This is a genomic window from Chimaeribacter arupi, from assembly GCF_002858805.1.
Lineage (GTDB): Bacteria > Pseudomonadota > Gammaproteobacteria > Enterobacterales > Enterobacteriaceae > Chimaeribacter > Chimaeribacter arupi.
Map to the genome: position 1 here is coordinate 1 of NZ_PJZI01000021.1, position 12,708 is coordinate 12,708.

The 12,708-nt window shown below is 60.1% G+C and carries 12 protein-coding genes and 2 other RNA genes; 5 read left to right on the forward strand and 9 right to left on the reverse strand.

The window, feature by feature from the left end; genetic code table 11:
* The first annotated feature begins 150 nt into the window (after nucleotides 1-150).
* From CYR52_RS22670 to nadA, 3 genes are all read left to right on the forward strand, one after another.
* A non-coding RNA gene (locus tag CYR52_RS22670) (RtT sRNA) lies at nucleotides 151-282 on the forward strand.
* A gap of 68 nt (nucleotides 283-350) precedes the next feature.
* Nucleotides 351-476: non-coding RNA, RtT sRNA (locus CYR52_RS13045), on the forward strand.
* Between the two features lie 145 nt (nucleotides 477-621).
* Nucleotides 622-1,683: a quinolinate synthase NadA gene (nadA, locus tag CYR52_RS13050; protein ID WP_101828726.1), complete on the forward strand. Its 1,062-nt coding sequence runs from the start codon at nucleotides 622-624 to the stop codon at nucleotides 1,681-1,683.
* Nucleotides 1,684-1,718: 35 nt separating this feature from the next.
* Here the strand turns inward: nadA and zitB are convergent, their stop codons facing one another.
* Nucleotides 1,719-2,666, reverse strand: coding sequence for a CDF family zinc transporter ZitB (zitB, locus tag CYR52_RS13055; protein ID WP_101828727.1), 948 nt, complete (start codon nucleotides 2,664-2,666; stop codon nucleotides 1,719-1,721).
* A gap of 203 nt (nucleotides 2,667-2,869) precedes the next feature.
* A complete protein-coding gene (locus tag CYR52_RS13060) occupies nucleotides 2,870-3,244 on the reverse strand; it encodes a protein YbgS (protein ID WP_072926188.1) in 375 nt (124 codons plus the stop codon).
* A 369-nt stretch (nucleotides 3,245-3,613) separates the two neighbouring features.
* On the opposite strand from CYR52_RS13060, the gene aroG reads away from it, so the two are divergent.
* Nucleotides 3,614-4,666 carry a 3-deoxy-7-phosphoheptulonate synthase AroG gene (aroG, locus tag CYR52_RS13065; RefSeq protein ID WP_072926186.1) on the forward strand — a complete coding sequence of 351 codons (1,053 nt, stop codon included), beginning with the start codon at nucleotides 3,614-3,616 and terminating at the stop codon, nucleotides 4,664-4,666.
* A gap of 106 nt (nucleotides 4,667-4,772) precedes the next feature.
* Here aroG and gpmA read toward each other — a convergent pair whose 3' ends face one another.
* From gpmA to modE, 7 genes are all read right to left on the reverse strand, one after another.
* A complete protein-coding gene (gpmA, locus tag CYR52_RS13070; RefSeq protein ID WP_072926185.1) occupies nucleotides 4,773-5,525 on the reverse strand; it encodes a 2,3-diphosphoglycerate-dependent phosphoglycerate mutase in 753 nt (250 codons plus the stop codon).
* Nucleotides 5,526-5,754: 229 nt separating this feature from the next.
* A complete protein-coding gene (locus CYR52_RS13075; protein ID WP_101828728.1) occupies nucleotides 5,755-6,087 on the reverse strand; it encodes a PsiF family protein in 333 nt (110 codons plus the stop codon).
* Between the two features lie 155 nt (nucleotides 6,088-6,242).
* Nucleotides 6,243-7,280 (reverse strand): galactose-1-epimerase, encoded by a 1,038-nt coding sequence (galM, locus tag CYR52_RS13080; RefSeq protein ID WP_072926181.1) that lies wholly within the window; start codon nucleotides 7,278-7,280, stop codon nucleotides 6,243-6,245.
* On the reverse strand, nucleotides 7,274-8,422 hold the full coding sequence (galK, locus tag CYR52_RS13085) for a galactokinase (RefSeq protein WP_101828729.1): 1,149 nt from the start codon (nucleotides 8,420-8,422) through the stop codon (nucleotides 7,274-7,276). Before galK ends, galM begins: the two co-directional genes overlap by 7 nt.
* A gap of 4 nt (nucleotides 8,423-8,426) precedes the next feature.
* Nucleotides 8,427-9,470, reverse strand: a complete 1,044-nt coding sequence (galT, locus tag CYR52_RS13090) for a galactose-1-phosphate uridylyltransferase (protein ID WP_072926178.1) — start codon at nucleotides 9,468-9,470, stop codon at nucleotides 8,427-8,429.
* A 412-nt stretch (nucleotides 9,471-9,882) separates the two neighbouring features.
* Nucleotides 9,883-11,352: a molybdate ABC transporter ATP-binding protein ModF gene (modF, locus tag CYR52_RS13095; protein ID WP_101828730.1), complete on the reverse strand. Its 1,470-nt coding sequence runs from the start codon at nucleotides 11,350-11,352 to the stop codon at nucleotides 9,883-9,885.
* 122 nt (nucleotides 11,353-11,474) lie between these two features.
* Complete coding sequence (gene modE / locus CYR52_RS13100; RefSeq protein WP_101828731.1) at nucleotides 11,475-12,266, reverse strand: molybdenum-dependent transcriptional regulator; 792 nt, start codon at nucleotides 12,264-12,266, stop codon at nucleotides 11,475-11,477.
* Between the two features lie 169 nt (nucleotides 12,267-12,435).
* Between modE and CYR52_RS13105 the strand changes: the two genes are divergently transcribed.
* The gene (locus CYR52_RS13105; protein ID WP_072926173.1) at nucleotides 12,436-12,606 is read left to right on the forward strand and encodes an AcrZ family multidrug efflux pump-associated protein; all 171 of its coding nucleotides are present in this window, start codon (nucleotides 12,436-12,438) and stop codon (nucleotides 12,604-12,606) included.
* Nucleotides 12,607-12,708 lie beyond the last annotated feature (102 nt).

Genomic DNA, 12,708 nt, shown 5'->3' on the forward strand with positions numbered 1-12,708 from the left:
GTTAGCTCAGTTGGTAGAGCAGTTGACTTTTAATCAATTGGTCGCAGGTTCGAATCCTGCACGACCCACCATCATTTCAAAGCATCTCGATTCTGTAATCTCCATCATCAAAAAAATCATTCAAAAAAATCTCCACCTCTGACAAATCGTTAGCTCAGTGGGTAGAGCAGTTGACTTTTAATCAATGGGTCGCAGGTTCGAGCCGAGCGAAGCGAGACGACAACGCGCAGCGTTGCCCGAAGGGCGAGGCCAGAGGCCGGGTCAATCCTGCACGACCCACCATCATCTCTCAGCACTTCAATCCTGTAAGAACAACCATCGAATTAGATTCACCATTAAATCCCTGGCAAATCGTTAGCTAGAGCAGTTGGCTTTTAATCATTGGGTCGCAGGTTCGAGCCGAGCGAAGCGAGACGACAACGCGCAGCGTTGCCCGAAGGGCGAGTCAAACCCGTATTTCCCCATTTTTACCCTTTCAAAATCACTCCCCTAAACAATTTCACCATCGTTGATGCGATTCCCAGCGACATCAGGCTTTTTATCCGCTATTTTGTTTAGCATATAAAACGCAAGCACGCAGGCGACGGTTCGCCATAGTGCGGCCTGACCTGAGAGAGTGACATGAGCGACGTGCTGGATTTACATGTGGATGTTTACCCGTTTCCGCCCAAGCCTGCCCCGTTGACCGCGGCGCAAAAGCAAGCGTATCGCGAAAAGATCAAGGCGCAGCTGAAACAGCAAAATGCCGTGCTGGTGGCGCACTATTACACCGACCCGGAAATCCAGGCCCTGGCGGAAGAGAGCGGCGGTTGCATTGCCGATTCGCTGGAGATGGCGCGTTTCGGCAGCCAGCATCCGGCCACGACGTTACTGGTTGCGGGTGTCCGGTTTATGGGGGAAACGGCTAAAATCCTTAACCCGGAAAAACGGGTGTTGATGCCGACGCTACAGGCAGAGTGCTCGCTGGACCTCGGCTGCCCCGATGACGCCTTTGCCGCCTTTTGCGATCAGCATCCCGACCGCACCGTGGTGGTCTACGCCAATACCTCTGCCGCCGTTAAAGCGCGGGCCGACTGGGTGGTGACGTCCAGCATCGCGGTAGAACTGATTGAGCACCTCGACAGCCTGGGGCAGAAGATCCTCTGGGCGCCTGACCGGCATCTGGGCAATTACGTCCGCAAGCAGACCGGGGCTGATGTGCTCTGCTGGCAGGGCGCCTGCATCGTGCATGATGAGTTTAAAACCCAGGCCCTGAGCCGGATGAAAGCGCTGCACCCTGATGCGGCGATTCTGGTGCACCCGGAATCCCCGCAGGCCGTGGTGGCAATGGCGGATGCCGTCGGCTCTACCAGCCAGCTGATTCAGGCCGCCCAGCGGCTGCCGCAGCAAAAGCTGATTGTCGCGACCGATCGCGGCATCTTCTACAAAATGCAGCAGGCCTGCCCGGAGAAAGAGTTGTTCGAAGCGCCGACCGCCGGGGAAGGCGCGAGCTGCCGCAGCTGTGCACATTGCCCATGGATGGCGATGAACGGCCTGCAGGCGCTCTCTGCCGCGCTGGAGCAGGGTGGGGCGCAGCATGAGATCCAGGTTGCCCCGGCGTTGCGTGAGCAGGCGCTGAAGCCGCTGAACCGGATGCTGGCTTTTGCCGCCGGGCTGAAAAAACCGCTGAAAAGCCCGGCGTAAGCGCCAAAAAAAGCCACCTTGCGGTGGCTTTTTTGTCAGTGATGGTGGTGATGCGCATGCGCCTGTGCGGCGGGTGCCTCGTTAATCAGGCAGTCCGGCGTGTCGCAATGCTGGTACTCCATCTGAATCGTGGCATGGCCAATGTTGTAGTGGTCCAGCAGGTAGTGCTGAATGCTGTGCAGCAGCGCATCATGGTGATGGGGCGGGATCACCTGCACATGCAGGGTCATCAGCCGTTGTTCACCAATCTGCCAGACGTGCACGTGGTGCACATTGCGCACTTCAGGAATATTGCCGCAGAGATCTTTTTGCAGTGCCGCGATATCGATCTCATGCGGCGTGCCTTCCAGCAGCTCATGGAAACTCTCTTTCAGCAGCCCCCAGGCGCTGCGCAACACCAGGCAGGAGACCAGCACCGACAGGATAGGGTCGATCGGCGTCCAGCCGGTGTAGAGAATGATCAGCGCCCCCACAATCGCCCCCACTGACCCCAGCAGATCCCCCAGCACATGCAGCGCCGCGGCCCGCACGTTGATATTGGCTTCCTCTTCGCCGCGGTGCAGCAGCCAGAATGACACCAGGTTGGCGATAAGCCCGGCCACCGCAATGACCATCATGGTGCCGCCCAGCACCGGCTGTGGCGTCAGAAAACGTTGGATCGCTTCCCAGAGGATCAGCAGCACAATCACCAGCAGGGCGGCAGCATTGACAAAGGCCGCCATCGTGGTGAGCCGCAGGTAACCGAAGGTGTGGCGCGCATTGGGTTTGCGCTGGGCGAAACGCACCGCCAGCAGCGCCATCAGCAGCGCCGCAGAGTCGGTCAGCATATGGCCGGCATCCGCCAGCAGGGCCAGTGAGCCGGAGAGCAGCCCGCCGATCACTTCCGCGACCATAAACCCGGCTGTCACCAGAAACGCCCACAGCAGGCGCTTGCTGTTGCCCGTCTCCGGGCCGGCATGAGAGTGATGATGAGAATGCGGCATACAGATTCCTATAATAAATGACGGGCTGACCTCACCGCCAACGAATGTCATGTTATAACAAAACAAAGAATATCAGAGGGTTACATAGGAAGTTAGCATAACCTAAGCGGGGCAGGTTGCAAGGGGGGAAAGAAGGGCGGTGGAAAAAAGAAAACAGGGGGCATGGCCCCCCGCAGGATACGTCACCGGCACGGTACAGCCGGTTATTTGGAGGTGGCGTCAGCCTCAGGGGACCCTGGGGTCTGGTCCGGGCAACGGCCATCTTTACAAATGGTGTCTTTATGCGCTTCATTGGCATCGGTGCTGCCGGTCGCGGTGCTGGTATCGCCGCTGCCCTGATCACCGCTGCTTTTATCGATGCTGGTATTGCCGCTGGTGTCAGTGGAGCCGGTATTAATCTGGCTGTTGTCCACGTTGGACGGCGGCAGGTTCTCTTTGGCACCTGGGCCGTCAGACTGGTTGGACATGCCGTTATTCGACGAGGAAGAGCCGCTGTCAGAAGAAGAACCAGCAGCCAGCGCTGCGCCACTACCGAAAGCCATGGTTGCGGTCAGAAAAATCACTGCGAGCTTTTTCATAACGTTTTCTCCATTTTATGATGCTGTGAGTCTGATTAAGTGAAACATCGAAGGCAGACCGCCGGGCCATCATTGGCCCTTGCACTGCGTTTTCACCATCCTGAAACACTACCGATCTGAAACACTGTGGACAGTGAGCTTTCGGCTAACGTCTTAGCCGGGCGCGCCGGGAAAACCGGGGTTGCAAGCCGGTGGCCTGCGGGGATTGCTTTGTTACATGCATACTTTAAGCCTAGATTATAATTTTCAGTTATCAATCAGACATTCGGAAAATGAGGGTGTTAAATTATGTTTACAGCCGCAGGCAGAGACGATAAATTTATCCGGATATGCCGCGTGCGCACCTCTTGAATACCGAATGGATCAGCTATGAATTATCAAAACGACGATTTACGCATTAAAGAAATTAATGAACTCCTGCCGCCGGTTGCCCTGTTAGAGAAATTTCCCGCCACTGACAAAGCGGCTGAAACGGTGTCACACGCACGCAGCGCTATCCATAAGATCCTGAAAGGTAATGACGATCGTCTGCTGGTGGTGATTGGCCCCTGCTCCATCCATGACCCGGAGGCGGCTAAAGAGTATGCCGGCCGTTTGCTGGCGTTGCGTGAAGAGTTAAAGGATTCGCTGGAAATCGTCATGCGCGTCTATTTTGAAAAACCGCGTACCACCGTGGGCTGGAAAGGGCTGATCAATGACCCGCAGATGGACGGCAGTTTTCAGATTAATGACGGCCTGCGTCTGGCACGTAAATTGTTGCTGGAGATTAACGACACCGGCCTGCCGGCAGCCGGTGAGTTCCTGGATATGATCACCCCGCAATACCTGGCAGACCTGATGAGCTGGGGGGCCATCGGCGCGCGCACCACGGAATCCCAGGTGCACCGCGAGCTGGCGTCCGGCCTCTCCTGCCCGGTGGGCTTCAAAAACGGTACCGACGGCACGATCAAAGTGGCGATTGATGCCATCAACGCCGCCGGGGCGCCGCACTGCTTCCTGTCGGTCACCAAATGGGGCCACTCCGCGATCGTTAACACCAGCGGTAATGCCGACTGCCACATCATCCTGCGCGGCGGCAAAGAGCCGAACTACAGCGCGGCACACGTCAGTGAGGTGAAAGCCGGGCTGGAGAAAGCGGGCCTGCCGCCACGCATCATGATCGACTTCAGCCACGCCAACAGCAGCAAGCAGTTCAAAAAGCAGCTGGACGTGGCGACCGATGTCAGCGGGCAGATTGCCGGGGGTGACGCAAGCATCATGGGCGTGATGATTGAGAGCCATCTGGTGGAAGGCAACCAGAGCCTGGAGAGCGGCGAACCGCTGGTCTATGGCCAGAGCGTGACGGATGCCTGCATTGGCTGGGACGACACCGACGCCGTGCTGCGCCAGTTGGCTGCCGCCGTTCAGGCGCGCCGCGGCTAAACCGCAGGCATAAAAAAACGGAGCCGAAAGGCTCCGTTTTTGTTTCTGCGTGACTGCTTTTATTTCTGCATGATTGCGGCAGAAAAATGCCTTTCGCGTCAGAAAATTATTTCGCTTTACCCTGGTTGGCCACGGCCGCGGCTTTTGCTGCGATCTCGTCAGCATTGCCCAGGTAGTAGTGTTTGATCGGCTTGAAGTTTTCGTCGAACTCATACACCAGCGGCACGCCGGTCGGGATGTTCAGCTCGAGGATTTCCTCTTCGCTCATGTTGTCCAGGTATTTCACCAGCGCACGCAGGGAGTTACCGTGGGCAGCGATGATCACACGCTCACCGCTTTCGAGGCGCGGTTTGATCTCGTCAGTCCAGTAAGGGATAACGCGATCGATGGTCAGCGCCAGGCTTTCGGTGGTCGGCAGTTCATCAGCACGCAGTTTCGCGTAGCGCGGGTCGTGGCCAGGGAAACGCTCGTCATCTTTGGTCAGTTCCGGCGGGGTCACGGCAAAGCCGCGGCGCCACTGTTTAACCTGCTCGTCGCCATATTTCTGCGCGGTTTCTGCTTTATCCAGGCCCTGCAACGCCCCATAGTGGCGCTCGTTTAGTTTCCAGGATTTCTCCACCGGCAGCCACGGCTGGTCCAGCTCATCCAGGATGTTCCACAGGGTGTGGATGGCACGTTTCAGTACCGAGGTGTAAGCAAAATCAAAATGGAAGCCTTCCTGTTTCAGCAACTGACCTGCCTGCTTGGCTTCGGTGCGGCCTTTTTCAGAAAGATCGACATCTTTCCAGCCTGTGAAGCGGTTCTCTTTGTTCCACTCACTTTCACCATGTCTCACCAGCACCAGCTTCGTTACAGCCATAGCTAAACTCCTTAATTTCCTGATTTTTAATGATAACAATTATCATTATATTGCCTGACCATCACGCCGACAATCGGATTGTGCCGCGGTCGCCCGCGTCTTTTTCCACCAACCCATTGGCGGGGACAATCTGTTGACCTACACCATAACGAAATTTAGGGCACAAAGAAAATGAAACGCGGGGTGGGGCGCGGCCGGCAGGGGCGCGTCCCGGCATTTTCAGCGGTTATCAATGCCTGGACAGGCACTGACTCATAAAGGTTTTGCGTGCATCGCCGGTGATATCCTGCTTGTCGGCGTCCTGGTTACAGGCCTGCATTTTTAACTGGTGCGGGGTGAGTTCTTTCGCTGGGTTGACCTGCGCAGGCAGGCATTGGCTCATGAATTTTTTCCGGTCTTCCCCTTTGAGCGATTGCATGGTGGCCTGCTGCTCGCAGTCGGTCATTTTTTGCTGCTCAGGGTCGCGCAGCACCGAAGAGGGCACGGCGGACGAGTGGCCGGCAGCCAGCGCATTGCCGGCAAACAGCAGGGCAAAGGCACAGCCATAGAACGCAATACGCATAAACACTCCTTGAGCGGTAAACGGGACACTGCTTTAAGCGTAGAGGGCAGAACGGGAGCAAGGCGGGATTTCAGCGGGGAGTGTGCCGGTTCTCACATTTTGTTGCTGAAAAGACACGAAAAAAAACGGGAGCAACGCTCCCGTCAGAACAGGCATTACTGCGCGAAGAACTGGTACACCGTGGTCGCGCGGTACGTTTTGCCGGGGGCGAGCCAGCAGTCAGGCTGCGGCCACTCCGGGTGGGCCGGGCTGTCAGGCAGGAATTCACTCTCCAGCGCCACACCGGCGTACGCGGCATAGCTGCCGCCGCTGCGGTTCGGCACGCCGCTCAGGTAGTTACCGCTGTAGAGCTGTAACGCCGGGGCGGTGGTGAAGACACTCAGCCTGACCTTGTCGTCCGACGACCAGAGGTGCGCGGCCGGGCAATCCAGCGCGCCGCTGGAACGGCGCAGCAGGTAGGCGTGGTCATACCCTTTCACCCGCTGCTGGTCACGGTCTTTCAGGAAATCCTGTGCCAGGGTTTTAGGCTGGCGGAAGTCCATACCGGTATTGTCCACGTCGGTCAGGCCGGCACTCGGGATGCCTTCGCTGTCGACCGGCAGGAAACGGTCAGCAAAGAGCTGCAACCGGTGGCGGCGCACATCCGTGCCTTCGCCGTCCAGGTTGAAGTAGGCGTGGTTGGTCAGGTTCACCGGGCAGGGCTGGTCCACGGTGGCGGCGTACTCAATCTCCAGCCGGTTATCGTCGGTCAGCCGGTACGTCACGGTGGCGGTGAGGTTGCCGGGGAAGCCCTGGTCGCCGTCCGGCGACTGGATCTGGTAACGCAGCTGTTTCTCATCCGCCTCCAGGCAGAGCCAGCGACGGGCATGGAAGCCTTCCGGGCCGCCGTGCAGCTGGTGTGCGCCCTGGTTGGCGGCAAGCGGGAAGGTTTTGCCGTCATGCTGCAACTGCGCATTGGCGATGCGGTTGGCGTAACGCCCCACGGTCGCGCCCAGATAGGCCTCCTGCACCGGGTAGCGATCGGTGGATGCACAGCCCAGCAGCAGTTCGCGTTCCGTACCGTCTGCCAGCGGCAGCACGGCGGAGAGCCAGGTCGCGCCCCAGTCCATAAAGGTCATGGTCATCCCCTGGGCATTGCGCAGGGTATGCAGGCGGAACGGCTGGCCGTCCGGTGCCGGGGTCTGGTTCAGCATACGCTTGCCCCCTGCATCGCACGGCAGACGTAGAAGGTCTCTTTCAGCCCGGTTTTGGCCTGATACTCACGTGCTACCGTGGCTTTGACGTCGTCCACCAGCTCGCTCGGCATCAGCGCCACCACACAGCCGCCGAAGCCGCCGCCGGTCATACGCACACCGCCGCGCTCGCCAATCACCCCTTTCACCATCTCGACCAGCGCGTCGATAGGCGGCACGGTGATCTCGAAATCGTCACGCATAGACGCATGGGATTCCGCCATCAGCTGGCCCATTTTCTTCAGGTCGCCGGCGGCCAGCGCATCTGCTGCGGCCAGCGTGCGGTTGTTCTCGGTGATCACGTGGCGTGCGCGCCGTGATACCACCGGGTCAAGCTCGTCGGCAATCGGGAAGAAGATGTCCGGGTTAACGTCACGCAGGGCTTTGACGCCGAAGAAGCGCGCGGCCACTTCGCACTGTTCGCGGCGGGTGTTGTATTCGCTGCCTACCAGCCCGCGTTTGACGTTGGAGTTGATGATCACCACCGAGACGTTGTCCGGCATCGGCACGGCGCGGGTCTCCAGCGAGCGGCAGTCGATCAGCAGCGCGTGATCCTGCTTGCCGAGCGCGGAGATCAGTTGGTCCATGATGCCGCAGTTGCAGCCGACGAACTGGTTTTCCGCCTCCTGGCCGTTCAGCGCCAGGGCCACGCCATCCAGCGGCAGGTTATACAGCGCCTGCATCGCCTGGCCGACCGCCACTTCCAGTGAGGCGGAGGAGCTCAGGCCCGCGCCCTGCGGCACATTGCCGCTGATCACCAGGTCAGCCCCGCCAAAACCGGGGCTGCGCTGATGCAGGTGTTTCACCACCCCGCGCACATAGTTGGCCCACGGCAGGTCGTCACTGCTGAGGATCGGTGCGTCGAGGGAGAACTGGTCCTGCTGGTTGTCATAATCCACCGCCACCACGCGGATCTGGTGATCGTCACGTTTGGCGCAGCTGATCACCGTTTCATAGTCGATGGCGCACGGCAGCACGAAGCCGTCGTTATAGTCGGTATGCTCACCGATCAGGTTGACGCGGCCGGGGGCCTTGACGGTCAGCGCCGCCGGGTAACCGAACGTCTGCTCGAAAATCTGTTGGGTTGTGGTGTTAAGGCTCATGGAATCACTCCGCGTCACGGTAATGGATGTCACTGACGGCACGCAGACGCTCAGCGGCCTGTTCAGCGGTCAGGTCACGCTGGGTTTCTGCCAGCATCTCGTACCCGACCATAAATTTGCGCACTGATGCAGAGCGCAACAGCGGCGGATAGAAGTGGGCGTGCAGCTGCCAGTGCGCGTGGTCGCCGTCGGTAAACGGCGCGCCGTGCCAGCCCATCGAGTAGGGGAAGGAGCACTGGAACAGGTTGTCATAACGGCTGGTGAGTTTTTTCAGCGCCAGCGCCAGATCGCGCCGCTGGTCGTCCGTGAGGTCAGTCAGGCGCAGCACGGCGGCTTTCGGCAACAGCAGGGTTTCGAACGGCCACGCCGCCCAGTAGGGCACCACCGCCAGCCAGTGTTGTGTCTCAACCACCGTGCGGCTGCCGTCGGCCAGCTCACGCTGCACATAATCCACCAGCATCGGGGAGCCGTACTGTTGCAGGTAATCACGCTGCAACCGGTCTTCGCGCTCCGCCTCATTCGGCAGGAAGCTGTTGGCCCACACCTGGCCGTGCGGGTGCGGGTTGGAACAGCCCATCGCCGCGCCTTTGTTCTCAAACACCTGCACCCACGGGTAGGTTTTGCCCAGCTCAGCACTCTGTTCCTGCCAGGTTTTCACCACCGCCTCCAGCGCCTCCAGCGAAAGCTGCGGCAGGGTTTTGCTGTGGTCAGGCGAGAAGCAGATCACCCGGCTGGTGCCGCGTGCGCCCTGGCAGCGCATCAGCGGGTCTTCACTCTCCGGCGCGGCCGGGGTGTCCGGCATCAGCGCGGCAAAGTCATTGGTGAACACATAGGTGTCCGGGTAATCCGGGTTCACATCGCCGGTGACGCGGGTGTTGCCGGGGCAGAGGAAACAATCGGGATCATGGCTCGGTAACGTTTCCAGCGCCGGGGATTCCTGCTGGCCTTGCCACGGGCGTTTGGCACGGTGTGGGGAGACCAGGATCCATTGATCGGTCAGCGGGTTGTAACGGCGATGCGGATGATCAACCGGGTTAAAAATCGACATAACGTAAACCTTCCTTAATCCGAACGGCCCTGAGGGTCGCCATCAGGGCATCTGGCCCAGGGGCATAACAGGGAACAGCAACAGGGAGCACCGCCTGCCGGCGCACGAGCTGTAATCGCTTCCACTTCCAGCCATCACGGCTCGCGCTTTTCTGTCGCAAAATCTGCTGAAAGATAGCATGGGCGCGCGCAGGAAAAGGTGATCCAGGCTTTAAAAATGGAATCGCTTACACCGGAAAGCCTAGCATAAGCCCCGGTGAAAAAGCAGCAGGTGTTTGGCTGAAAAAGCGTGGGGCGGGCATCAGGCGTTAAGCGACGTGATGGGCGGAACAGCATGGCTGCCGTGAAGTGTAATCGCTTCCACTTGGCGGGCAGCCTGAACAGGGCAACGGGGCAGGCATGCCCCTTATGCGTCAGAGTGGCTCAATCGGGTAGCGGTAGCTGCCGCCGTCCGGCACAAAACTGAGCCGGTGGGTAATGCACTGCGGCGCGTCTTCCGCGTGGTGTGACACAAACAGCAGTTGCGTATCCCCTTCGCCAATCAGCACATCGATCCAGCGGCGTACCAGCTGGCGGTTCAGCGGGTCCAGCCCCTGTAACGGCTCGTCGAGGATCAGCAGTGCCGGGTGTTTCACCAGCGCGCGGGCAATCAGCGCCAGCCGCTGTTGCCCCCAGGAGAGGCTGTGGAACGGCGCCTCGGCCGCTGCGCCGTCCAGGCCGAGCAGCGCCAGCCATTGCTGGGTCAGCTGTTGCTGGCGGTCGGACGCCGCCTGATAGATGCCGATGGAGTCAAAGAAGCCGGAGAGGATCACCGTACGCACGCTGGCGCTGACGCGATACTCCAGATGCAGGCTGCTGCTGACGTAGCCGATATGCTTTTTGATGTCCCAGATGGTTTCCCCGCTGCCGCGCCGGCGGCCGAACAGCGTTAAGTCGTTGCTGTAGCCCTGCGGGTGGTCGCCGGTGACGAGGCTCAGCAGCGTGGATTTGCCCGCCCCGTTCGGCCCGACAATCTGCCAGTGCTCGCCGGGGTTCACCTGCCAGTCGAGGCCGTTGAGGATCGGGCGGTCGTTATAGGACACCACGCCGTGGCGCAGCACAATCCGCGGCTGATCCGGCGGCAGGGTGGGGCGGCGCTGCGGCTCCTCGGTCTCCGGCAGGGCCAGCCCCGCCAGCTGCTCACTGTGCGCCAGTTGCGCCACCAGCGCCTGAGACATCACCTCTGCGCGGGGGCCGGTGGTGGTGAGGTGGCAGTCGGCCAATACCCCGACCTGCGCGATAAACGCCGGGATCTCATCAAAGCGGTTCAGCACCAGCACCAGCGTAATGCCCTGTTGCGACAGCGTACCGAGCAGCGCAGCCAGCTGGCCGCGTGACGTCACATCCAGCCCGTCAAACGGCTCGTCAAGGATCAGCAGGTCCGGGGCGGCCATCAGGGCCTGGCACAGCAACGTTTTGCGTGTTTCGCCGGTAGAGAGGTATTTGAAGCGGCGGCCCAGCAGCGGCGTAATGCCGAATTGTGCCGCCAGCGCCGCACAGCGCGCCGGGTCGCGGTGGTTTTCCTGAATGATGTCGGCGGTGGTGCGGCCGGTGTCATCCTCATCGGCGCTCAGCAGGTCAGTGTTGTTACGCTGCCACTCTTCGCTCACCAGCTTTTGCAGCTGTTCGAAGGAGAGGCGGGCAACCCGGGTGAAGTCGCTGTGGCGGGAGCCGGCCAGTTGCACCAGCTCCCCGGCCAGCGCGCGGGCCAGCGCCGATTTGCCGCTGCCGTTGGCCCCGACAAACGCCCAGCTCTCCCCGGCGTTCAGGCGCAGATCCGGCAGGTGAAGGGTGCGGGTATCGCTCAGGCGGAACAGGCCTTGCGTAATCTGCAATGACGACATGGTGGTATCCCTTTTTGTGCAACCAGTTTGGGTTAGGGATAAGCGGCTGTCCGGGTGAAGTCAATTGACAAATCTGCAAACTGTTAACGCTGAAAATGCAACTATCTGATAAATAAAAGCAATCAGCACAGCGTGGCAATAATCACCTGATCCGGTTGCACCTGCGCGGCCACCGCCAGGCCCGGTGCCAGCGCCAGCGCGGCAACCTGCACGTTCGGCACCGTGGCGCACAGCGTCTCCTCACCGGCAAAGGTCAGCAGCACTTCGCTGTTCTCCTGGCCGGGATTGAGGCTGCTGACCACGCACGCAAACTGGTTGCTGCCGGCCGGGGCGGGCGCCCCGGCTGCCGCCAGCGTTACCCACGGCGCTTTGATCAGCGCCAGCACCTCTTTGCCCGGCTGCAACTGCAACCGGTCGGCGCTCTGCTCCGTCAAGGCCGCCAGCAACCGGGTCTGCCCGTCCGCCAGCAGCAACTGCACCTGTTGCTGCACATGCTGGTGGCCGCGATCGACCACGGTGGCGAAAAACTGGTTACGGGCGCTGGTCTGCAACGAGACACGCGCCACCGCCGCCAGCAGGCTGTCGAGCGGCAGGGCGTCATCGTTGAGCACATCAAACGCTTTTTGCTGAATCTGGGTCAGCAGGTCATAGAGTTGGATCAGCCGCCGGCCGTAACGCGTCAGCGTGGCCCCGCCGCCGCCTTTGCCGCCGGTGGCGCGCTCCACCAGCGTTTGTTCGCCCAGCTGGTTCATCTCATTGATCGCATCCCAGGCGCTCTTGTAGCTGATGCCCGCCAGTTTCGCCCCCTGGCTGATGGAGCCGGTGGCCTGCACCTGCTTCAGCAGGGCGATGCGGCGCGGGTCGGCAAACAGGTGTTGGTCAAGTTTCAGGGTCAGCAAAATGTCAGCGTGCATGTCGTCATCCAGCAGCGGAAGAGGAAAAAAGGATTGTCGCTGATTGAAGGCAGTGAGGCAAACCGCGGCGGTTGGTGAATTGCTAACGCCCCGGCGCGCAATCATTGCTATTATCGGTGCATGACGCGCGCGGCATGTGCCGCATAACGCACAGCTAAGTGAGGCGAAAATGTTGGAATTGTTAGAGAGTCTGGTATTTGCCATCGTGATGGTGCCGGTGGTGATGGCGATTATCCTCGGCCTGATTTATGGCCTGGGGTCGGTGTTCAACGTCTTCTCGAAGATCGGGCATCCTAAAGAGAGCCGCAACGGCAACACACAGGCCGGCGCCCGCCACTAACGCCCCGTATGACCCCGCCCGGCCCTTGTGCCGGGCTTTTTTATGCCGCCCATCAAGTTCTGTTTTTTGCGGCCGATAAACCGAATGACAAGGTTTGTCACG